Raw genomic sequence first — 20,743 nt, forward strand, 5'->3', positions numbered from 1 at the left:
GGCCCCGGTTTTTTCGCATTGCCGGATTCCATGATGCATTCCCTTACTACGCCGCGCGCGGCGCGCCATATCCTCACGGCCGCGCTGCTGGTCTGCTCCGTCGCAGCGGCATGGGCCGCCGAGCCAGCCAAGGCGGCACCTGCCGCCTCCGATGCCGTGGCGCGCACCACCGCCGCCGTGCAGGCCACGCCCGAGGCCGACCTGCGCATCACCTACGAGGCCATGAGCGTGGGCAGCGATGGCGTGCAGCGCAGCAGCATCTATACCAACCGTGTCTACCGCCGCAAGGGCCAGCTGTGGATAGAGCGCGAAATGCCCGCCGCGCTGCGCCAGAGCCAGGACCACGGCCACGACCATGCCCACGGCCCGCACGCCGGCCATGCCCATGACGAGGCCCGCGCCGCGCCGCTGTCCATCCGCCGCGCCGAAGACGGCAAGGTGGGCGTGGAAGTCATCCTGGCCAAGCTGCGCCGCGTCATCAGCGTGGACCTGGCCCACCACGGCAACGTCGGCTACGGCGGCTCCTTCGACAACGTCTACTGGATCGTGCCGCCCACCGCCCTGCAGGGCATGGAGCGCGTGGGCAAGGCCCACAACGGCGTGCAGCGCTACCGCAGCACGGCCAACGAGCAGACCACCGTCGTTGACTGGGACGTGGCCCACCAGTTCGCCCGCCGCGTGGAACGCAGCGACGCCCACGGCACCGAACGCATCGTGGTCACCGCCAGCAAGCTCCCCGCCCCCCTGGCCCAGCCCTGGAAAGCCATCGAAGGCTACGACAAGGGCGACTACTCTGATCTTTTGGATTGAGAGCCCGCCAACACAACGCAAAAGAGCTGCCCGAAGGCAGCTCTTTTTTATTCTCCAAGTCCCAGGCCTGTGCTCTGGCGTACAGCGCTTGAGACCGGCACGGCCCAAGATCAGGGGCGCCGAGCAAGAGCCGCCTCGCGGCGAGGGCGCCGTCCCCCTCAGGGGGCGCCGTGCAACGGGAAGCCGCGTAGCGGCTCAGGGGGAGGCCGGTTATACCTGCGCGCCGGAGTCTTTTACAACCTTGCTCCACTTGGCCGATTCGGCCTTGATGTAGGCGAGGAATTCGGCCGGCGTATCGATCACGACATCGCCACCCTGGTCGTTGATCTTCTTGACCACGGCCGGGTCCTTGAGCACCTTGGCGATGGCCGTGTACAGGCGCTGCTGCACGGCGGCGGGCGTCTTGGCCTGGGTCCACAGGCCGAACCACGAGGTGGCCTCGTAGCCGGGTACGCCGGATTCGGCCACGGTGGGCACATCGGGCAGCTCGGGCGAGCGCTTGGCCGTGGTCACGGCGATGGGGCGCAGCTTGCCCGAGCGCACATGCTGGATGGCCGAAGGCATGTTGTCGAACATGATGGCGATCTGGTTGCCCAGCAGGTCGGTGATGGCCGGGGCGCTGCCCTTGTAGGGCACGTGCACCATGTCCAGACCCGTCATGGAGCGGAACAGCTCGCCCGACAGGTGGATGGAACTGCCGCTGCCCGAGGAGCCGTAGTTCAGCTTGCCGGGGTTGGCGCGCGCGTAGGCGATCATTTCCTTGACGGTCTTGAACGGCTGGCTGGGGTGGGCCACCAGCAGGTTGGGCACGTTGGCCACGCGCGTCAGGGGCGAGAAGTCCTTGATGGGGTCGAAGCCGGGCTTGGCGTAGAGCGCGGCATTGATGGCATGCGTGCCCACCGTGCCCATGAACAGCGTGTAGCCGTCGGCCGGGGCACGTGCGGCGGCCACGGCGCCGATGTTGCCGCCCGCGCCGGGCTTGTTGTCCACGATCACGGTCTGGCCCAGCTCCTGCTGCAGCGCCTGGGCGACGATGCGCGCCAGGATGTCGGTGGTGCCGCCAGCGGCGAAGGGCACGAGGATGGTGATGGGCTTGCTGGGGAACTGGTCCTGGGCCAGGGCGACCGTGCCTGACAGGCTGGCGGCTGCGGCCAGCGAGGCGGCGGCCAGGGCTTTCAGGCTGCGGCGGCGGGTGAAACGGGGGGTTGGATCGGACATCGAGAGGTCTCCTGGTTCGGCAATAAGGTGGAAGGCCGGGCGCCACGCACGGCGGGTCCGGCCAGGGCAAGGCCCTGTGTGGCGCCCGCCGGTGCGGCGGGCGCTTCCAGTGGTTCTTCTTGGAGGTGTGGTGCCTTGACGGGCAGTTGGTCAGACGGGCGCGACGCCCAGCGTGGTGCCGCCGCAGACGTAGAGCACCTGTCCTGTGACGAAGCCGTTGTCGGGCGACAGGAAGAACAGCGCCGCGCGGGCTACGTCTTCAGGCGTGCCCATGCGGCCCACGGCGATGCTGCTCAGGATGCGCTGGGTCTGCGGTGCGCCCTCGGGGTTGCTTTGGGTGAACAGCTCGGTGGCGATGGGGCCGGGGCCCAGGGCGTTGACCGTGATGCGGTCGCGGCCCAGCTCCATCGCCAGGGTGCGCGTCAGGCCGATCAGGCCGGCCTTGGTCGCCGAGTAGACGATGCGGTCGGGCTTGCCCAGCGCGGCGCGCGAGGACATGTTCACGATGCGCCCCTCGCCGCAGGCGCGCAGCGTGGGCAGGAAGGCCTGCACCAGCAGCATGGGCGCGCGCAGGTGCAGTCCCACCACGTCGTCCAGTTGTGCACTGGTGGCGTTGTCTATGGTGCCTGGGCGCGTGGCGCCCGCGTTGTTGACCAGGGCCACCACGTTGTGCGCGGCGGCAATGCGGGCCGCGGCGTCTGCGGTGGCCTGCTCGCTGGTCAGGTCGGCCTGGTAGCTCACCAGCAGCGGATGGCTCCAGTCAGGCAGCACGTAGTCGAGGTTGACCACGGCGCGGCCCTGGGCCAGCAGGGCCTCGGCGATGGCGCGGCCGATGCCGTTGCTGGCGCCGCTGACCACGGTGACGGGTGTCTTGTTGTCCACGGTGCTCATCGCAGTCTCAGACCTTTTCCAGGATCACGGCAATGCCCTGGCCCACGCCGATGCACATCGTGCACAGCGCATAGCGGCCGCCCAGCGTGTGCAGCTGGTTCACGGCCGTGGTGGCCAGGCGGGCACCGGAGGCGCCCAGCGGATGGCCCAGCGCAATGGCGCCGCCCCATTGGTTGACGCGGCGGTCATCGTCGGCAATGCCCAGGTCGCGCAGCACGGCCAGGCCCTGCGCGGCGAAGGCTTCGTTCAGCTCGATCACGTCCATCTGCTCCAGCGTCAGGCCGGTCAGGGCCAGCACCTTGCGCACGGCAGGCGCGGGGCCGAAGCCCATGATGCGCGGGGCCACGCCGGCCACGGCCATGCCGACCACGCGGGCGCGGGGCACCAGGTTGTATTGCCTGGCCGCTTCTTCATTGGCCAGCAGCAGCGCGCAGGCGCCGTCGTTGACACCGCTGGCATTGCCGGCGGTGACGGTGCCGTCGGGACGCACCACGCCCTTGAGCTTGGCCAGCGCCTCGATGGTGGTGGCGCGCGGGTGCTCGTCCTGGCTGACCACGATGGGGTCGCCCTTCTTCTGGGCCAGGGTCACGGCCACGATTTCCTGGGCCAGGTAGCCGGCGGCGATGGCGGCGGCGGCCTTTTGCTGGCTGGCCAGGGCCATGCGGTCCTGGGCTTCGCGCTCGATCCTGAAGTCGTCGGCCACGTTCTCGGCCGTCTCGGGCATGGAGTCCACGCCGTACTGCTGCTTCATCAGCTTGTTGACGAAGCGCCAGCCGATGGTGGTGTCGTACACGGCGTTGCTGCGGCTGAAGGCGCTTTCGGCCTTGGGCATGACGAAGGGGGCGCGGCTCATGCTTTCCACACCGCCCGCGATCATCAGGCGGGCCTCGCCCGCCTTGATGGCGCGCGCGGCCGTGCCCACGGCGTCCAGGCCCGAGCCGCACAGGCGGTTGATGGTGGCGCCCGGCACATCGATGGGCAGTCCGGCCAGCAGGGAGGACATGCGTGCCACGTTGCGGTTGTCCTCGCCGGCCTGGTTGGCGCAGCCGTACAGCACGTCGGCCACGGCGGTCCAGTCCACGCCGGGGTTGCGCTCCATCAGCGCCTTGATCGGCAGGGCGCCGAGGTCATCGGTGCGCACCGAGGACAGGGCGCCGCCGTAGCGGCCGAAGGGGGTGCGGATGGCGTCGCAGATGAAGGCCTGGTTGGACTGGCTCATGGTGTCTCCTGAGGAAATGATTAGGGATGCAAAGGCGCGCCGCAGCGCGCCCGTGCGGTCTTCGAAGGGATCAGGCCGTGGCGGCCGGCGCGATGGGCAGGCCCACGATGGACTGCAGCTCGGCGTGCGAGAGGCCGGGCACGGTATCGATCAGGCGCAGGCCCTCGGGCGTGCATTCCAGCGTGCACAGGTCGGTATAGATGCGCTTGACGCAGGACAGGCCCGTGAGCGGGTAGCTGCAGGCCTGCACGACCTTGCACTCGCCGGTCTTGGTCAGCAGGTCCATCATCACCCAGGTCTGGCGCGCACCGACGGCCAGATCCATGGCACCGCCCACGGCGGGAATGGCACCGGCCTCGCCCGTGCTCCAGTTGGCCAGGTCGCCCGTGGCCGAGACCTGGAAGGCGCCCAGCACGCAGATGTCCAGGTGACCGCCGCGCATCATGGCGAAGCTGTCGGCATGGTGGAAATAGCAGCCGCCCGGCAGCAGGGTGACGGGCTGCTTGCCGGCATTGGTCAGGTCATAGTCTTCCTGGCCTTCGGCCGGCGCCGGGCCCATGCCCAGGATGCCGTTCTCGCTTTGCAGTATGACCTCGCGGCCGGCCGGGATGTGGTTGGCGACCTGGGTGGGCATGCCGATGCCCAGGTTGACATAGGCGCCGTCGAAGATGTCTTCGGCCACGCGGCGGGCCAGCTCTTGCTTGCTGCGTTTCTGGTAGCTGCTCATGCTCTTGCTTTCGGCGGTGGGGGCGCTCATGCGGTTTTCCTGAAGCCGCCGGCCTGGGTGGCCACGCGGTCGATCTTCACGATCTGGCTCACGTAGATGCCGGGCGTGACCACGGCCTCGGGGTCCAGTGCGCCCAGCTCGACGATCTCGTGCACGGTGGCGATGGTGTGCTTGGCTGCCGTGGCCATCACGGGGCCGAAGTTGCGTGCCGACATGCGGTAGGTCAGGTTGCCCCAGCGGTCGCCCTTCTCGGCCTTGACCAGCGCCACGTCGCCGTGGATGGGGTACTCCAGCACATAGTGCTTGCCGTTGATCTCGCGCGTTTCCTTGCCGTTGGCCAGCTCCGTGCCATAGGCCGTGGGGCAGAAGAAGCCGCCGATGCCGGCGCCGGCGGCACGCAGGCGCTCGGCCAGGTTGCCCTGGGGCACGAGTTCCAGCTCGATCTTGCCGCTGCGGTACAGGTCGTCGAACACCCAGCTATCCACCTGGCGGGGGAAGCTGCAGATGATCTTGCGCACCTGGCCGCTCTTGAGCAGGGCTGCCAGGCCCTGGTCGCCGTTGCCCGCGTTGTTGTTGACCACGGTCAGCTCGCGCGCGCCCTGGGCGATCAGGCCGTCGATGAGTTCGGTGGGATTGCCCGAGGTGCCGAAGCCCCCGATGAGAACGGTGGAGCCGTCCTGGACGCCCGACAACGCCTCGGCGATGGTGTCGGTGATTTTGTTGATCACTGGCTGTCTCCTACATGCGCAGGCTGTGGGCCTTGCGCTAAAATGTTCGCATATAGAACAAAAGTTCGTAGAAAGAATTATAGGGCCATGGAAAAAAATGCCGCTTCCGTAATTTCCACAGGTGGGGCTGAAGAAGAGGGCGGGGCACCGCGCCCCGGGGACAGCTACGTGCAGTCCTTCGCGCGCGGCCTGGGAGTGATCCGCTCGTTCAGCGCCGAGGCGCCTGCGCAGACGCTCAGCGAGGTCGCGGCGCGCACAGGGCTGACGCGCGCCGGTGCGCGGCGCATCCTGCTGACGCTGCAGACGCTGGGCTACGTGAAGAGCGACGGCAAGCTGTTCCAGCTCACGCCGCGCATCATGGAACTGGGCTTTGCCTATCTGAGTTCCACCCCGCTCTGGAACCTGGCCGAGCCCGTGATGGAGCGTCTGGTCGATGAGGTCAAGGAGTCCTGCTCGGCCGCCGTGCTCGATGGCGGCGACATCGTCTACGTGCTGCGTGTGCACACCCACAAGATCATGAGTACGAACCTGAGCGTGGGTTCGCGCCTGCCGGCCTGCTGGACCTCGATGGGCCGCGTGCTGCTGGCTGGTGAGAGCGACGAATCCCTGCATGCCCTGCTGGCCGCGCGTGATCGCCAGCAGTTCACGGCCCTGACCGAGCAGGACGATGCGCGGCTGCTGGAGCGCATCCTGCAGGTGCGCGCCCAGGGCTGGGCGCTGGTGGACCAGGAACTGGCCGAGGGGCTGATCTCGATCGCCGCGCCCGTGAAGAACGCGGCCGGGCGCACGGTGGCCGCCCTCAACATCAGCGGCCAGGCCAACCGCAACAGCGCCGAGATGATGCGCGAGCAGCTGCTGCCCCGTTTGCTGGCGGCCACGCAGACGGTCAGCCAGTTGCTCAGGGCCTCGTCGCGCCTGTCGCTCTGAGCGCGGCCGGGCAGGGCGTTCCATAATCCCTGCTTTCGTCGCACGCCCCCGGCACATTCCTGCACCATGGCCCGCCTGCCCCGACTCACTCTCGCGGATCTGCCGCACCACATCATCCAGCGCGGCAACAACGGCGGGGACATCTTCGTCGATGCCCAGGACCGCGAGACCATGCTGGCCCTGATGCGGGAGATGGCGCACAGCTTCCAGCTGTCCGTGCATGCCTATGTGCTGCTGCCCAGCCAGTTCCATCTGCTGGCCACGCCGCGCAGCGACGAAGGCCTGCCCAAGTTCATGCAGGCCGTGGGCCGGCGCTACGTGCGCTACTTCAATGACCGCCACGGGCGCAGCGGCACGCTGTGGGAAGGCCGCTACCGGGGCACGGTGCTGCAGGCCAGCTGGATGCTGCCCAGCATGGTCTTCATCGATGGCGCCCCCGTGCGCGCCGGCCTGGTGCAACGCCCCGCCGACTGGCCCTGGTCCAGCTACGCGCACAACGCGGGCCTGGGCAACGACGCGCTCATCCACCCGCATGCGGTGTTCTGGAGCCTGGGCAACACGCCGTTCGCACGCGATGCCGCCTATGTGGCAGCCGTCGAGGAAGGCCTGGGCGCCGAGGCCCTGGAACGCATTGCCGGCTCCGCGCTGCGTGGCTGGGCGCTGGGGGACGAGCAGTTCATTGCCGATTTACAACAGCGCACGGAACGCCGCGTCACCCGCCAGCGTGCCGGCAGACCCCCGGGTCGCGCAGGTGACGGCACCACAATAGTGCGTTAGTACCTGCTGACGGACTGCAAGTCATTGATTTGAATGGCTGGGTGCAGCGCAAAAAAATGTGTCCCTAATTAATTTCCGATCTTTTTGTCTTGGAATTAATTGGAATCTGACCCTTATATAAATTTATTGCATGGGTTGATGCCTTGCCTTAATCTTGCATTCCCTGCGAAAAATTTGAGGATTCCGCCATGACGACGGCTGCCGAGATCAAGCATCTCCAAGACCACGGTCTGTACTCCAAGAGCAACGAGCACGATGCCTGCGGCCTCGGCTTCGTCGCCCATATCAAGGGCGTCAAGCGCCATGACATCGTCACGGGCGCGCTCAAGATCCTCGAGAACATCGACCACCGCGGCGCCGTGGGCGCCGACAAGCTGATGGGCGATGGCGCCGGCATTCTGATCCAGATTCCCGACCAGCTCTACCGCGAAGAAATGGCAAAGCAGGGCGTGACCCTGCCGCCGGCCGGCGAGTACGGCGTGGGCATGATCTTCCTGCCCAAGGAACATGCCTCGCGCCTGGCCTGCGAGCAGGAGATGGAACGCGCCATCAAGGCCGAAGGCCAGGTCCTGCTGGGCTGGCGCGATGTGCCCGTGAACCGCGACATGCCCATGTCGCCCACGGTCCAGGAAAAGGAACCGATCCTGCGCCAGGTCTTCATCGGCCGCGGCGCCGACGTGATCGTGCAGGACGCGCTGGAGCGCAAGCTGTACGTGATCCGCAAGACGGCCAGCGCCGCCATCCAGAACCTCAAGCTCAAGCACAGCAAGGAATACTACGTTCCCAGCATGAGCAGCCGCACCGTGGTCTACAAGGGCCTGCTGCTGGCCGACCAGGTGGGGGTGTACTACAACGACCTGTCCGACGAGCGCTGCGTCTCGGCCATCGGCCTGGTGCACCAGCGCTTCTCGACCAACACCTTCCCCGAGTGGCCGCTGGCCCACCCCTACCGCTACGTGGCCCACAACGGCGAGATCAACACCGTGCGCGGCAACTACAACTGGATGCTGGCGCGCGAGGGCGTGATGGCCTCGCCCGTGCTGGCCGAGGACCTCCAGAAGCTCTATCCCATCAGCTTCGCGGGCCAGTCCGACACGGCGACGTTCGACAACTGCCTGGAGCTGCTGACCATGGCCGGCTACCCCATCAGCCAGGCCGTGATGATGATGATCCCCGAGCCCTGGGAGCAGCACGAGTCCATGGACGAGCGCCGCCGCGCCTTCTATGAGTACCACGCCGCCATGATGGAGCCCTGGGACGGCCCGGCCTCCATCGTGTTCACCGACGGCCGCCAGATCGGCGCCACGCTGGACCGCAACGGCCTGCGCCCCTCGCGCTATGTGATCACCGACGACGACCTGGTCATCCTGGCCTCGGAAGCCGGCGTGCTGCCCGTGCCCGACAGCGCCATCGTGCGCAAGTGGCGCCTGCAGCCCGGCAAGATGCTGCTGATCGACCTGGAACAGGGCCGCCTGATCGAGGACGACGAGCTCAAGGCCAACATCGTCAACACCAAGCCCTACAAGCAGTGGATCGAGAACCTGCGCATCAAGCTGGGCAGCGTGGGCGCCGACACCCCGGCCGCCCCCGAGGCCGCCACGCTGCCGCTGCTCGAGCGCCAGCAGGCCTTCGGCTTCACGCAGGAAGACATCAAGTTCCTGCTCGCGCCCATGGCGAAGAACGGCGAGGAAGGCATAGGCTCCATGGGCAACGACAGCCCGCTGGCCGTGCTGTCGGACAAGAACAAGCCGCTGTACAACTACTTCCGCCAGATGTTCGCGCAGGTGACCAACCCGCCGATCGACCCCATCCGCGAAGCCATCGTGATGTCGCTGGTGTCCTTCATCGGACCCAAGCCCAACCTGCTGGACATCAACCAGGTCAACCCGCCCATGCGCCTCGAAGTGCACCAGCCCGTGCTGGACTTCGCCGACATGGCCAAGCTGCGCGACATCGAACGCCACACCCAGGGCAAGTTCAAGAGCGCCACCATCGACATCACCTACCCGCTGTCCTGGGGCAAGCAGGGCGTGGAAGCCAAGCTGGCATCGCTGTGCGCGCAGGCCGTGGACGCCATCAAGGGCGGTGCCAACATCCTGATCATCAGCGACCGCCATGTCAGCGCCACCCAGGTGGCCATCCCCGCGCTGCTGGCGCTGTCTGCCATCCACCAGCACCTGGTGCGCGAGGGCCTGCGCACGACCGCAGGCCTGGTGGTGGAGACCGGCACGGCGCGTGAGGTCCATCACTTCGCCGTGCTGGCGGGCTACGGCGCCGAGGCCGTGCATCCCTACCTGGCCATGGAAACCCTGGCCGACATGCACAAGGAGCTGGGTGGCGACCTGTCGGCGGACAAGGCCATCTACAACTACGTCAAGGCCATCGGCAAGGGCCTGTCCAAGATCATGTCCAAGATGGGCGTGTCCACCTACATGTCCTATTGCGGAGCCCAGCTGTTCGAGGTGATCGGCCTGAACAGCGACACCGTGGACAAGTACTTCACGGGCACGGCCAGCCGCGTCGAGGGCATCGGCGTGTTCGAGATCGCCGAGGAGGCGATCCGCAACCACCGCGCCGCCTTCGGCGACGATCCGGTGCTGGAGACCATGCTGGACGCCGGTGGCGAGTACGCCTGGCGCGCGCGCGGCGAAGAGCACATGTGGTCGCCCGACGCCATCGCCAAGCTGCAGCATTCCACGCGCTCCAACAACTGGAGCACCTACAAGGAATACGCCCAGCTGATCAACGACCAGAGCAGGCGCCACATGACGCTGCGCGGCCTGTTCGAGTTCAAGGTCGATCCCGCCAAGGCCATCCCGCTGGACCAGGTCGAGCCGGCCAAGGAGATCGTCAAGCGCTTTGCCACCGGCGCCATGTCGCTGGGCTCCATCAGCACCGAGGCGCATGCCACGCTGGCCGTGGCCATGAACCGCATCGGCGGCAAGAGCAACACCGGCGAAGGCGGCGAAGACCCCAGGCGCTACCGCAACGAGCTCAAGGGCATCCCCATCAGGAAGGGCGAGACCCTGGGCTCCATCATCGGCGCCGACAAGGTCGAGGCCGACATCGAGCTGCTGGACGGCGACTCGCTGCGTTCCAGGATCAAGCAGGTGGCATCGGGCCGCTTCGGCGTCACGGCCGAGTACCTGTCGTCCTCGGACCAGGTGCAGATCAAGATGGCCCAGGGCGCCAAGCCCGGTGAAGGCGGCCAGCTGCCCGGCGGCAAGGTGTCCGACTACATCGGCCAGCTGCGCCATTCCGTGCCCGGCGTGGGCCTGATCTCGCCCCCGCCCCACCACGACATCTACTCGATCGAGGACTTGGCCCAACTGATCCACGACCTGAAGAACGTGGCCCCGCACGCCGACATCTCGGTCAAGCTCGTGTCCGAAGTGGGCGTGGGAACCATCGCGGCCGGCGTGGCCAAGTGCAAGAGCGACCACGTGGTGATCGCCGGGCACGACGGCGGCACGGGTGCCTCGCCCTGGTCCTCCATCAAGCACGCAGGCTCGCCCTGGGAAATCGGCCTGGCCGAGACCCAGCAGACCCTGGTGCTCAACCGCCTGCGCGGCCGCATCCGCGTGCAGGCCGACGGCCAGATGAAGACCGGCCGCGACGTGGTCATCGGCGCGCTGCTGGGGGCCGACGAGTTCGGCTTCGCCACGGCGCCCCTGGTCGTCGAGGGCTGCATCATGATGCGCAAGTGCCACCTGAACACCTGTCCCGTGGGCGTGGCCACGCAGGACCCGGTGCTGCGCGCCAAGTTCTCGGGCAAGCCCGAGCACGTGGTGAACTACTTCTTCTTCATCGCCGAGGAAGTGCGCCAGATCATGGCCCAGCTGGGCGTGGCGAAGTTCGATGACCTGATCGGCCGTTCCGACCTGCTGGACACCCGCAAGGGCATCGCCCACTGGAAGGCCCAGGGCCTGGACTTCTCGCGCCTTTTCGCCCAGCCCGAGGTGCCTGCCGACGTGGCGCGCTTCCATGTCGAAAGCCAGGACCACCTGCTGGACAAGGCGCTGGATGTCAAGCTGATCGAGCGCTGCAAGCCCGCCATCGACAACGGCGAGAAGGTGCGCATCATGGAGGTGGCGCGCAACGTCAACCGCTCGGTGGGAGCCATGCTCTCGGGCGCCGTGACGCGCAAGCACCCCGAAGGCCTGCCCGACGACACCATCCGCATCCACTTCGAGGGAACGGGCGGCCAGTCCTTCGGTGCCTTCCTGTGCAACGGCATCACGCTGAACCTGCGCGGCGACGCCAACGACTACACGGGCAAGGGCCTGTCCGGCGGACGCGTGGTGGTGCACGCCAGCCATGAGTTCCGTGGCGATACGACCACCAACACCATCGTGGGCAACACCGTGATGTTCGGCGCCACCAGCGGCGAGGCCTTCTTCGGGGGCGTGGCCGGCGAGCGCTTCGCGGTGCGCCTGTCAGGCGCCACGGCCGTGGTCGAAGGCGTGGGCGACCACGGCTGCGAATACATGACCGGCGGCACCGTGGTCGTGCTGGGCAAGACCGGCCGCAACTTCGCCGCCGGCATGAGCGGGGGCGTGGCCTATGTCTACGACGAGGACGGCAAGTTCGCCGAACGCTGCAACAAGGCGTCCGTGTCCCTGGACAAGGTGCTGCCCCATGACGAGCACCTGGCCCAGGTCTCTCCTGCCGTGTGGCACCGCCGCGAGACCGACGAGCGCCAGCTGCGCGCGCTGATCGAGGCGCACAGCCGCTGGACCGGCTCCAAGCGTGCCCGCGACCTGCTGGACAACTGGGCCGCGGCCCGCTCCAGGTTCGTCAAGGTCTTCCCGAGCGAGTACAAGCGCGCGCTGTCCGAGATGTACGAGCGCCAGGTGATGGAAGAGCCCGCCACGCCCGAGGTCGAGGAACACGCCAAGGAGGCGGTGGCCGCCAAATAACAAGGAAGCGAAGGATGCGGGCAGCGGCCCGCGTCCATCCCTGCACCCCACACATCAGGACAACGACATCATGGGAAAGACCACCGGCTTCATGGAATATGAGCGCCTCGAGGAGGGCTACGCGCCCGTCGCCGAGCGCGTGAAGCACTACAAGGAATTCGTCATCGGCCTCGATGACAGCCAGGCCAAGATCCAGGGCGCGCGCTGCATGGACTGCGGCACGCCGTTCTGCAACAACGGCTGCCCCGTCAACAACATCATTCCGGACTTCAACGACCTGGTGTTCCACGGTGGCTGGAAGAGCGCCAGCGCCGTGCTGCACAGCACCAACAACTTCCCCGAGTTCACGGGCCGCATCTGCCCCGCGCCCTGCGAGGCCGCCTGCACGCTGAACATCAACGACGACGCCGTGGGCATCAAGTCCATCGAGCACGCCATCATCGACCGCGCCTGGGCCGAAGGCTGGGTCAAGCCCCTTCCCAGCAGCCGCAAGACCGGCAAGAAGGTGGCCGTGGTCGGCGCGGGTCCTGCGGGCCTGGCCGCATCGCAGCAGCTGGCGCGCGCCGGCCATGACGTGACGTTGTTCGAGAAGAACGACCGCGTCGGCGGCCTGCTGCGCTACGGCATCCCCGACTTCAAGATGGAGAAGTCCCACATCGACCGCCGCGTCGAGCAACTGGTGGCCGAAGGCGTCAAGATCCGCACCGGCGTGCTGGTGGCGGGCAAGGATGGCCTGGGCCAGGACTCCAAGGTCACCAACTGGGCCAAGGAAACCGTCAGCCCCGAGCAGCTCATGGCCGAGTTCGATGCCGTGCTGCTGTCCGGCGGGGCCGAGCAGTCGCGCGACCTGCCCGTGCCGGGCCGCGAACTCAAGGGCATCCACTTCGCGATGGAGTTCCTGCCCCAGCAGAACAAGGTCAACGCGGGCGACAAGCTCAAGGGCCAGCTGCGCGCCGACGGCAAGCATGTCATCGTCATCGGCGGCGGCGACACCGGCTCCGACTGCGTGGGCACCAGCAACCGCCACGGCGCGGTCAGCGTGACCCAGTTCGAGCTGATGCCCATGCCGCCCGAGCAGGAGAACAAGCCCCTGGTCTGGCCCTACTGGCCGATCAAGCTGCGCACCAGCTCCAGCCATGAGGAAGGCTGCGAGCGCGAGTTCGCCATCGCTACCAAGGAGTTCATCGGCGAGAAGGGCCAGGTCACGGCGGTCAAGACGGTGCGCATCGAGATGAAGGACGGCAAGATGGTCGAGGTGCCCGGCTCCGAGCAGGTGCTCAAGGCCGACCTCGTGCTGCTGGCCATGGGCTTCGTCAGCCCCGTGCAGGCCGTGCTCGACGCCTTCGGCGTAGACAAGGACGCGCGCGGCAACGCCAAGGCCACCACCGACTTCACGGGCGGCTACGCCACCAGCGTGCCCAAGCTGTTCGCAGCCGGCGACGTGCGCCGCGGCCAGTCCCTGGTGGTCTGGGCCATCCGCGAAGGCCGACAGGCCGCTCGCTCGATTGACGAGTTCCTCATGGGCGCGTCCGACCTGCCGCGTTGAGATGCCAGCCCCGCGAGGGGCTTGGCCATCGGCCAAAGAAAAAGCCCTTGGTGATGAACCAAGGGCTTTTTGCTTTTCGTGCTGCGGGGACTATTGCGCGGGCTTGTCGTCTGCCGGCTTGTCCACTGCAGTGCCGGGTTCGGCTTCTTCTTCCGGAGCCTTGGACACGCGGCTGAACCAGCCGGCACCCAGGATGCCGATCTCGTAAAGAATGCACATGGGCACGGCCAGGGCCAGCTGGGAGATCACGTCGGGCGGAGTGACCACGGCGGCGATGACGAAGGCCACGACGATGAAGTAGCCGCGGAAGGACTTGAGCTTGTCGATCTCCACCATGCCGAAGCGCACCAGCAGCATGACCACGATGGGCACCTGGAAGGCCAGGCCGAAGGCCAGGTACAGCGACAGGATGGCCTCCACGTAGGAGGCGATGTCCGGCGTGGCCGCCACGCTGTCCGGCGTGAAGCCCTGGATGAAGGCGAACATCTTGTCGAGCACGAAGAACTGCACGAAGGCGATGCCCACGTAGGCCAGCAGGCTGCCGAAGATGATCAGCGGCAGCGCGAAACGCTTTTCGTGGCTGTACAGGCCTGGCGCCACGAAGGCCCACATCTGGTACATGATCCAGGGCAGCACGGCCAGCACGCCGACCATCATCAGCACCTTCAGCGGCACGAAGAAGGGCGTGAACACGCCGACCGCGATGAGCTTGGCGTCGGGCGGCATGTGCGCCTTGATGGGGTGGGCGATGAAGTCGATCAGCCCGTTGGGCCCGGGCCAGAAGGCCAGCACGGCGACGGCAAGGGCGATGCCGTAGATGCAGTAGAGCAGGCGGTCGCGCAGCTCCATCAGGTGCTGCACGAAGGGCTGCTCGGTGCCGGCCAGCTCGTCTTCTTTAGGTGGAATGTCGGACATGGTGCGAAACCGGGGCAGGGCAGGAAAGTGCCCGTGGACAGGAGGTGGAAAGCACAAAGCCCGACGGATCGGGCAGGTGTCGGCAGCAAGGGGCGCCTCGGTGGCAAAGGCCGGGCATGCCTCTGGGCCCGCGGCGCGCCAGCATGCTCAGCGGAATTTCTGGGGCCGAAAGCGCGCGACCCGCGCGGCGCCTGACTGCGCCTTGGTGCGCACGCCGGAGCGGGCCTTGTACCACTGCGGCACGGCGGCGCGCTTGAGGCGCCAGTTCTTGCGCGGATGGCTGTAGCTCGGCGCCACGGCGCTGTGCGTATCGCTGCCGGCGTCGTAGGAGGAGGACTCGTACGCAGACGCCAGCGAGGCCGTGGTTTCGTTCCAGTCCTTCTCGAACGAGGCGGCCGAGGTATGGATGGACTGCTCGACGTCACGCGCCGCGCTTTCCACGCCATCCTTCATCTTGCGCAGCTCATCGAGCTCCATGGAACGGTTGACTTCGGCCTTCACGTCGGCCACGTAGCGCTGGGCCTTGCCCAGCAGGGTGCCGACGGTGCGCGCCACGCGCGGCAGCTTCTCGGGGCCGATGACCACCAGGGCCACGGCGCCGATCAGCGCCATCTTGGACAGGCCAATATCGATCATGAACGCAGGGCAGTCGAGCTATCAGCTCTTTTGCTTGGCTTCGACGTCGATGGTGGTCTTGTCGGCGGTCGTCTGATTGGCGACCTGGCCGGGAGCGGCACCCGGCGTGCCTTCGGGCGTGGAGCCGTCCTTCATGCCGTCCTTGAAGCCCTTGACGGCGCCGCCCAGGTCGGAGCCGATGTTCTTCAGCTTCTTGGTGCCGAACACCAGAACCACGATGGCCAGCACGATCAGCCAGTGCCAGATGGAAAACGAGCCCATGAGAATCTCTCCTAAGAATTGCAGGTCATTTTAGACGCCGGGCCATGGCAGCCGTTCGCAAGGCCCCACAAAAGCCGTTCGGCCGGCGCGAGAAACAGGGACATCCTCAAGCAAGAGACGGGCCAGCCTGCGCCGGCTGCCGCCATCGTGCTCGGAAAGCCGCGTGGCCGCTCAAAGAGATGTCACCCCTTGAGCCAGGGGCGTGGTCCGCCCATGACATGCACATGCAGGTGGTGGACCTCCTGGCCGCCTTCGGTGCCGGTGTTGACCACCAGGCGAAAGCCGCCTTCGGGATACGGATTGCAGCCCTGCTCGGCGGCCAGGCGCGGTGCAAGGGCCATCAGCCGGCCCAGCAGCGGCGCGTCCTCGGCCCGGACCTGGGCCATGGAGGGGATGTGCTTCCTGGGCACGATCAGGAAATGGACCGGCGCGCCGGGATGGATGTCGTGGAAGGCGAAGACTTCATCGTCCTCATAGACCTTGCGGGAAGGAATCTCGCCTTTGATGATGCGGCAGAAAAGGCAATTCGGGTCGTGGTCGTGCATGGCGCTCGGAAGATCCTGGGTCGGTCGGGAATCAGGGAGGATTGTCGTTGATCTGCAGGGTCTGGCGCACGCCTATGTGCCTGCGGTGCTGCTCCAGCCACTGGCGTCCCTGCTCGCGCCCGAGCTCGAACAGCTCGCGCACGAAGCGCATGTCCGAGCGCGTCTTGGTCGAGGCGCCGTAGCCCTTGAGCACGGCGCCGCCATCCACGCGGTGCAGCAGCACCTTCTTGTAGCGTGCCGGGTCCAGCCGGCCCTGCTCGAGCAGGCGCTTGACGAACTCGATGGCGCGCAGCTCGGCCAGCAGGCCGGCGTTGAAGGTGACCTCGTTCATGCGGTCCATGATGTCCGCCGCCGTATTGGGCAGGTCGTGGTGCTCGATGGGGTTGATCTGCACCAGCAGGATGTCGCTGGATGCCGTGCCGTAGATCAGCGGATACAGGGCCGGGTTGCCCGAGAAGCCGCCATCCCAGTAGGGCTCGCCCTCGATTTCGACGGCCTTGAACAGCTGCGGCAGGCAGGCCGAGGCCATCACCGCGTCGGCGCTGAGCTTCCTGCCCGAGAAGATGCAGCCCCGGCCCGTGCGCACATTGGTGGCACAGACGAAGACCTTGGGCACCACGCCTTCCAGGGGAGGATGGGTCAGCGCCTCGAAGTCCACCACGCGTTCGAGCAGCTTGCGCAATGGATTGATGTCCAGCGGGTTGGTCTGGTAGGGCGAGAAGAACTGGTTGAGCACGCCCATGAAAGGGCTGCCCGGCAGCGGCACGCCCCACATCAGGCTGCCCATGGTGCCCACGCCTTCCCACAGTTCGGTGAGGGCGGCGCGGGCCAGGGCGGCGCCCGCCTGCCTGGCTGCTTCGGGATCGGACTCCTGGCGCGCGGCCCGGGCGTAGCCCTGGGCCAGGGCCACGGCATTCATGGCGCCGGCGCTGGTGCCGCTGATGCCGTCGAAGACGAGGCTGCCGTCTTCCAGCAGCGCATCGAGCACGCCCCAGGTCAGGGCGCCGTGCGAGCCCCCGCCCTGCAGGGCGAGGTTGATCTTGCAGGTCGGGGTCGGGGACATGGAGGCCGTGTCCTGTGGCTCAGCGGTCCACGGCCTGGTTGCGGTTCATGGCGACCATGCCGCGCACGATGCGGTAGAGGAACCAGATGGAGATGACGGTCCAGGCGATCCAGCCGGGCACGAAGAACAGCAGCCACAGCGGCGCCGTGACCAGGTACAGGATGCCGGCCCAGACCACGCTGCGGATGCGCCACGAGAAGTGGTTGGCCATCCAGCTGCCTTCGGCGTCGCCGCGCTTGACCAGGTCGATGATCAGGGCGATCACCAGCAACGCGATGCTGGGCTGGGCGCCGGGCACGACGGCGGCCACGGCCACCACCAGGTGCAGCAGATAGCTGACCCAGCCCCAGGCCTTGAGGCCTTCGACGCGGGACTGGTCCAGGGCGCGGACTTCGATGAAATCGTCATTCATGGCAGCGGTCCTTTCTCGTTCACGTCACGTTCCCGGGCCTTGCGCAGCGCCTTCTCCTCGATGCCGCTGGTGCCTTCGCGGCGTTCCAGCTCGGCCACGACCTGGGCAGGCGTCAGGCCGTAGTGGGCCAGGGCGATCATGCTATGAAACCACAGGTCGGCCACTTCGTAGAGGATTTTGCCGGCATCGCCGCCATGGTCCGCGTCCTTGGCGGCCATGACCACTTCGGTGGCCTCTTCGCCGATCTTCTTCAGAAAGGCATCGGGGCCCTTGTGCAGCAGGCGGGCGACGTAGCTCTTGTCGGGGTCGCCGCCGTTGGCGGGCTTGCGGCTTTCGATGACGGCAGCAAGGCGTGCCAGCGCGTCCTGCGAGGAGGTGTTTGCGGTGTCGTTCATGGTCGTGGAATTCATTTGTAGATCGATTCGGGGTCTTTCAAGACCGGATCGACGGCCTGCCACCGGCCGTCCTGCAGCACGCTGTAAAAGCAGCTGTGGCGCCCCGTGTGGCAGGCAATGCCGGGCTCGTGGCCGGTCTGGGTGATCTTGAGCAGGACCACGTCGTTGTCGCAGTCGATGCGCACCTCGTGCACGGTCTGCACGTGGCCCGATTCCTCGCCCTTGAACCACAGCTTGTTGCGCGAGCGGCTGAAGTAGACGGCGCGGCCCAGCTCGGCCGTCCTGGCCAGGGCCTCGCGGTTCATCCAGGCGAACATCAGCACGTCGCCCGTGTCCTTTTCCTGCGCGATCACGGGCACCAGGCCCTGCGCATCCCATTTGACTTGATCTAGCCAGTTCATTGCCTGCATTGTGAATATCCTGGATGGGCATCCCCGTGACAGGATTGTCAGGAATTGCCTGGGTTGAAAATACACCCCCTGAGCCGCTTCGCGCCTTCCCCCCTCTCTCGCTGCGCGGGAGGGAGACGACAGCCTTGCTGCGGGGCGGTGCGGCCGGCTCAGGCCCTTGCTCGCTGTCCCTGGTCCCTTTGGGCTGCGCCGGTTTCATGGGTTGTGGGTGGCGCGAGCGCCATGGAAAACTGAAATGAAGGAGTCCGCCGACGCTCCGTATCAGAGGCGCACGGGCACGCCGCGTTCGGCCATGCGCTGCTTGGCCTGGCCCACGGTGAATTCACCGTAGTGGAAGATGCTGGCGGCCAGCACGGCGTCGGCGCCGCCCAGGGTCACGCCATCGGCCAGGTCGTCCAGCGAGCCCACGCCGCCCGAGGCGATCACGGGCACGGGGACGGCGTCGCTGACGGCGCGCGTGAGCCTGAGGTCGAAGCCGGACTTGGTGCCGTCGCGGTCCATGCTGGTCAGCAGGATCTCGCCCGCGCCGCGACGCGCCATCTCCGAGGCCCATTGCACGGCGTCCAGGCCGGTGTTCTTGCGCCCGCCATGGCTGTAGACGTCCCAGCCCGGGCCGACGGCGCGACCGTCGGCGCCCATGCGCTGCTCGTCCTCGGCCGTGCGGCGCTTGGCGTCGATGGCCACGACGATGCACTGCGCGCCATACTTGTCCGAGGCGGCGTTGATGACGTCGGGGTTGGCGATGGCCGCCGAATTGAAGCTGGTCTTGTCCGCGCCCGCGTTGAGCAGGCGGCGCACGTCCTCGACGGTGCGCACGCCGCCGCCCACGGTCAGGGGGATGAAGACCTGGCTGGCCACGGACTCGATGATGGGCAGGATCAGGTCGCGCCCATCGCTGGTGGCCGTGATGTCCAGGAAGGTCAGCTCGTCCGCGCCCTGGGCGTTGTAGCGCGCCGCGATCTCCACGGGATCGCCGGCATCGCGCAGCTCCAGGAAGTTCACGCCTTTGACGACGCGCCCTCCCGTGACGTCAAGACAGGGGATGATGCGTTTGGCTAGCATGGGCAGACTCGTGGCTAAGGCGTGAAGGAAGGGCGAAAAGATACCACGCCCCCAGGGGCAGCGGGCCCTGCGGGTTTCAGCGTTCGAAGCGGGCCGCCGTGCTCTGCCACCGCCAGGCATCGGCACACATGCGATCCACGTCCAGGGCGGCCTTCCAGCCCAGCAGGCGCTCGGCCTCGGCCGGGTCGGCCCAGCACTGGGCCACGTCGCCAGGGCGGCGCGCCACGATCTGGTAGGGCACGGGGCGGCCGCTGGCACGCTCGAAGGCGCGCACCATCTCCAGCACCGAGACCGGGCGGCCGGTGCCCAGGTTCACCGTCAGCAGCCCCTGCTGCCCGCGCAGGTAGCGCAGCGCCGCCAGGTGGCCGCGCGCCAGGTCGGTGACATGGATGTAGTCGCGCACGCCCGTGCCGTCGGGTGTCGCATAGTCGTTGCCGTAGACACTGAGCCGCTCGCGCTGGCCGGTGGCCACCTGGGCCACATACGGCATGAGGTTGTTGGGAATGTCGCGCGGGTCCTCTCCGATCAGGCCGCTTTCATGCGCACCCACGGGGTTGAAGTAGCGCAGCCGCGCCAGGCGCCACTGTCCGGGCTCGGCATGGTCCAGGTCGGCCAGCATGTCCTCTATCCACAGCTTGCTGCGCCCATAGGGGTTGGTGGCGGACAGGGGGAAATCCTCGCGGATGGGCAGGCTGGCCGGATCGCCGTAGACGGTGGCCGAGGAGGAGAACACCAGGCTGCGCACGTTGGCCGCCTGCATGGCCTGGAGCAGGGCGACGGTGCCGCCCACGTTGTGCTCGTAGTAGCGCAGCGGCTGGGCCACCGACTCGCCCACGGCCTTGAGGGCGGCGAAATGGATCACTTCGCGGATGGAGTGCTCGGCGAACAGCCGCGCCAGTGCCGCAGGGTCGCGTACATCGCCCTCGACACACAGCGGCCGGCGGCCCGTGATGCGCTCCATGCGTTCGAGCACGTCCGGGCTGCTGTTGCTGAAGTTGTCGTAGATCAGGTAGGGCTCGCCCGCGGCGGCGAGTTCCACGCAGGTGTGCGAGCCGATGAAGCCGGCGCCGCCGGTGACCAGGATCATGAATACCTCGTTGGGGTGATTTTCGGGCCCGCCGAGTATCGCAATAACCCAGCTTCCCATCGGCTTCAAGGGCTCTGACCACAAAAGTAGGGAGAAATCACATTTCCAGACAAACGACGTTATGCTCGGCCCGCATTTCGTCACACTGACGATAGCTTTCATCAAATTGTTTCAGCAATTGATGCATAAAAACTA

General features: G+C 67.1%; 20 protein-coding genes. 5 read left to right on the forward strand and 15 right to left on the reverse strand.

Annotated features, from left to right (window positions below; genetic code table 11):
• Nucleotides 1–30 precede the first annotated feature (30 nt).
• Nucleotides 31–810 carry a hypothetical protein gene (locus L1Z78_RS05345; RefSeq protein WP_234640519.1) on the forward strand — a complete coding sequence of 260 codons (780 nt, stop codon included), beginning with the start codon at nt 31–33 and terminating at the stop codon, nt 808–810.
• Nucleotides 811–1,020: 210 nt separating this feature from the next.
• Here the strand turns inward: L1Z78_RS05345 and L1Z78_RS05350 are convergent, their stop codons facing one another.
• The 5 genes from L1Z78_RS05350 to L1Z78_RS05370 all read right to left on the reverse strand — a co-directional run bounded on the left by L1Z78_RS05350 (nt 1,021) and on the right by L1Z78_RS05370 (nt 5,593).
• Nucleotides 1,021–2,028, reverse strand: coding sequence for a Bug family tripartite tricarboxylate transporter substrate binding protein (locus tag L1Z78_RS05350; protein ID WP_234640520.1), 1,008 nt, complete (start codon nt 2,026–2,028; stop codon nt 1,021–1,023).
• Between the two features lie 150 nt (nt 2,029–2,178).
• A complete protein-coding gene (locus L1Z78_RS05355) occupies nt 2,179–2,919 on the reverse strand; it encodes an SDR family NAD(P)-dependent oxidoreductase (protein ID WP_234640521.1) in 741 nt (246 codons plus the stop codon).
• A 7-nt stretch (nt 2,920–2,926) separates the two neighbouring features.
• Nucleotides 2,927–4,138 (reverse strand): 3-oxoadipyl-CoA thiolase, encoded by a 1,212-nt coding sequence (gene pcaF, locus L1Z78_RS05360; protein ID WP_234640522.1) that lies wholly within the window; start codon nt 4,136–4,138, stop codon nt 2,927–2,929.
• A 70-nt stretch (nt 4,139–4,208) separates the two neighbouring features.
• Nucleotides 4,209–4,865: a 3-oxoacid CoA-transferase subunit B gene (locus L1Z78_RS05365; protein WP_234642097.1), complete on the reverse strand. Its 657-nt coding sequence runs from the start codon at nt 4,863–4,865 to the stop codon at nt 4,209–4,211.
• Between the two features lie 26 nt (nt 4,866–4,891).
• Entirely contained in the window at nt 4,892–5,593 is a 702-nt protein-coding gene (locus L1Z78_RS05370) for a 3-oxoacid CoA-transferase subunit A (RefSeq protein WP_234640523.1), read from the reverse strand.
• Nucleotides 5,594–5,680: 87 nt separating this feature from the next.
• Between L1Z78_RS05370 and L1Z78_RS05375 the strand changes: the two genes are divergently transcribed.
• From L1Z78_RS05375 to L1Z78_RS05390, 4 genes are all read left to right on the forward strand, one after another.
• Nucleotides 5,681–6,520 carry an IclR family transcriptional regulator domain-containing protein gene (locus L1Z78_RS05375; RefSeq protein WP_234640524.1) on the forward strand — a complete coding sequence of 280 codons (840 nt, stop codon included), beginning with the start codon at nt 5,681–5,683 and terminating at the stop codon, nt 6,518–6,520.
• 66 nt (nt 6,521–6,586) lie between these two features.
• On the forward strand, nt 6,587–7,297 hold the full coding sequence (locus L1Z78_RS05380; protein WP_234640525.1) for a transposase: 711 nt from the start codon (nt 6,587–6,589) through the stop codon (nt 7,295–7,297).
• 188 nt (nt 7,298–7,485) lie between these two features.
• Entirely contained in the window at nt 7,486–12,216 is a 4,731-nt protein-coding gene (locus L1Z78_RS05385; RefSeq protein ID WP_234640526.1) for a glutamate synthase-related protein, read from the forward strand.
• Nucleotides 12,217–12,286: 70 nt separating this feature from the next.
• Nucleotides 12,287–13,762: a glutamate synthase subunit beta gene (locus L1Z78_RS05390; RefSeq protein WP_234640527.1), complete on the forward strand. Its 1,476-nt coding sequence runs from the start codon at nt 12,287–12,289 to the stop codon at nt 13,760–13,762.
• Nucleotides 13,763–13,852: 90 nt separating this feature from the next.
• Here L1Z78_RS05390 and tatC read toward each other — a convergent pair whose 3' ends face one another.
• The 10 genes from tatC to galE form a co-directional block, all read right to left on the reverse strand.
• Entirely contained in the window at nt 13,853–14,677 is an 825-nt protein-coding gene (gene tatC, locus L1Z78_RS05395) for a twin-arginine translocase subunit TatC (RefSeq protein ID WP_234640528.1), read from the reverse strand.
• A 147-nt stretch (nt 14,678–14,824) separates the two neighbouring features.
• The gene (gene tatB, locus L1Z78_RS05400) at nt 14,825–15,313 is read right to left on the reverse strand and encodes a Sec-independent protein translocase protein TatB (RefSeq protein WP_234640529.1); all 489 of its coding nucleotides are present in this window, start codon (nt 15,311–15,313) and stop codon (nt 14,825–14,827) included.
• 21 nt (nt 15,314–15,334) lie between these two features.
• Nucleotides 15,335–15,574 (reverse strand): Sec-independent protein translocase subunit TatA, encoded by a 240-nt coding sequence (gene tatA / locus L1Z78_RS05405; protein ID WP_234640530.1) that lies wholly within the window; start codon nt 15,572–15,574, stop codon nt 15,335–15,337.
• Nucleotides 15,575–15,756: 182 nt separating this feature from the next.
• Nucleotides 15,757–16,119 (reverse strand): histidine triad nucleotide-binding protein, encoded by a 363-nt coding sequence (locus L1Z78_RS05410; protein WP_234640531.1) that lies wholly within the window; start codon nt 16,117–16,119, stop codon nt 15,757–15,759.
• Between the two features lie 31 nt (nt 16,120–16,150).
• Nucleotides 16,151–17,182, reverse strand: a complete 1,032-nt coding sequence (locus L1Z78_RS05415; protein WP_234640532.1) for a patatin-like phospholipase family protein — start codon at nt 17,180–17,182, stop codon at nt 16,151–16,153.
• Between the two features lie 19 nt (nt 17,183–17,201).
• A complete protein-coding gene (locus L1Z78_RS05420) occupies nt 17,202–17,594 on the reverse strand; it encodes a DUF4870 family protein (protein WP_234640533.1) in 393 nt (130 codons plus the stop codon).
• A complete protein-coding gene (locus L1Z78_RS05425; protein WP_234640534.1) occupies nt 17,591–18,004 on the reverse strand; it encodes a phosphoribosyl-ATP diphosphatase in 414 nt (137 codons plus the stop codon). The genes L1Z78_RS05420 and L1Z78_RS05425 overlap by 4 nt, the downstream gene beginning before the upstream one ends.
• Nucleotides 18,001–18,399, reverse strand: coding sequence for a phosphoribosyl-AMP cyclohydrolase (hisI, locus tag L1Z78_RS05430; RefSeq protein ID WP_234640535.1), 399 nt, complete (start codon nt 18,397–18,399; stop codon nt 18,001–18,003). Before hisI ends, L1Z78_RS05425 begins: the two co-directional genes overlap by 4 nt.
• A gap of 261 nt (nt 18,400–18,660) precedes the next feature.
• Nucleotides 18,661–19,461, reverse strand: a complete 801-nt coding sequence (gene hisF / locus L1Z78_RS05435; protein WP_234640536.1) for an imidazole glycerol phosphate synthase subunit HisF — start codon at nt 19,459–19,461, stop codon at nt 18,661–18,663.
• Between the two features lie 76 nt (nt 19,462–19,537).
• Entirely contained in the window at nt 19,538–20,548 is a 1,011-nt protein-coding gene (gene galE, locus L1Z78_RS05440; RefSeq protein WP_234640537.1) for a UDP-glucose 4-epimerase GalE, read from the reverse strand.
• Nucleotides 20,549–20,743 lie beyond the last annotated feature (195 nt).

Source organism: Delftia tsuruhatensis (assembly GCF_903815225.1).
In the GTDB taxonomy this organism is placed as follows: domain Bacteria; phylum Pseudomonadota; class Gammaproteobacteria; order Burkholderiales; family Burkholderiaceae_C; genus Comamonas; species Comamonas tsuruhatensis_A.

Bases quoted from the DNA above. Each gene is read 5' to 3' on its own strand.
- L1Z78_RS05345 (WP_234640519.1), top strand. From the start codon at position 31: ATGATGCATTCCCTTACTACGCCGCGCGCGGCGCGCCATATCCTCACG.
- L1Z78_RS05350 (WP_234640520.1), bottom strand. From the start codon at position 2,028: ATGTCCGATCCAACCCCCCGTTTCACCCGCCGCCGCAGCCTGAAAGCC.
- L1Z78_RS05355 (WP_234640521.1), bottom strand. From the start codon at position 2,919: ATGAGCACCGTGGACAACAAGACACCCGTCACCGTGGTCAGCGGCGCC.
- pcaF (WP_234640522.1), bottom strand. From the start codon at position 4,138: ATGAGCCAGTCCAACCAGGCCTTCATCTGCGACGCCATCCGCACCCCC.
- L1Z78_RS05365 (WP_234642097.1), bottom strand. From the start codon at position 4,865: ATGAGCAGCTACCAGAAACGCAGCAAGCAAGAGCTGGCCCGCCGCGTG.
- L1Z78_RS05375 (WP_234640524.1), top strand. From the start codon at position 5,681: ATGGAAAAAAATGCCGCTTCCGTAATTTCCACAGGTGGGGCTGAAGAA.
- L1Z78_RS05380 (WP_234640525.1), top strand. From the start codon at position 6,587: ATGGCCCGCCTGCCCCGACTCACTCTCGCGGATCTGCCGCACCACATC.
- L1Z78_RS05385 (WP_234640526.1), top strand. From the start codon at position 7,486: ATGACGACGGCTGCCGAGATCAAGCATCTCCAAGACCACGGTCTGTAC.
- L1Z78_RS05390 (WP_234640527.1), top strand. From the start codon at position 12,287: ATGGGAAAGACCACCGGCTTCATGGAATATGAGCGCCTCGAGGAGGGC.
- tatC (WP_234640528.1), bottom strand. From the start codon at position 14,677: ATGTCCGACATTCCACCTAAAGAAGACGAGCTGGCCGGCACCGAGCAG.
- tatB (WP_234640529.1), bottom strand. From the start codon at position 15,313: ATGATCGATATTGGCCTGTCCAAGATGGCGCTGATCGGCGCCGTGGCC.
- tatA (WP_234640530.1), bottom strand. From the start codon at position 15,574: ATGGGCTCGTTTTCCATCTGGCACTGGCTGATCGTGCTGGCCATCGTG.
- L1Z78_RS05410 (WP_234640531.1), bottom strand. From the start codon at position 16,119: ATGCACGACCACGACCCGAATTGCCTTTTCTGCCGCATCATCAAAGGC.
- L1Z78_RS05415 (WP_234640532.1), bottom strand. From the start codon at position 17,182: ATGTCCCCGACCCCGACCTGCAAGATCAACCTCGCCCTGCAGGGCGGG.
- L1Z78_RS05420 (WP_234640533.1), bottom strand. From the start codon at position 17,594: ATGAATGACGATTTCATCGAAGTCCGCGCCCTGGACCAGTCCCGCGTC.
- L1Z78_RS05425 (WP_234640534.1), bottom strand. From the start codon at position 18,004: ATGAATTCCACGACCATGAACGACACCGCAAACACCTCCTCGCAGGAC.
- hisI (WP_234640535.1), bottom strand. From the start codon at position 18,399: ATGCAGGCAATGAACTGGCTAGATCAAGTCAAATGGGATGCGCAGGGC.
- hisF (WP_234640536.1), bottom strand. From the start codon at position 19,461: ATGCTAGCCAAACGCATCATCCCCTGTCTTGACGTCACGGGAGGGCGC.
- galE (WP_234640537.1), bottom strand. From the start codon at position 20,548: ATGATCCTGGTCACCGGCGGCGCCGGCTTCATCGGCTCGCACACCTGC.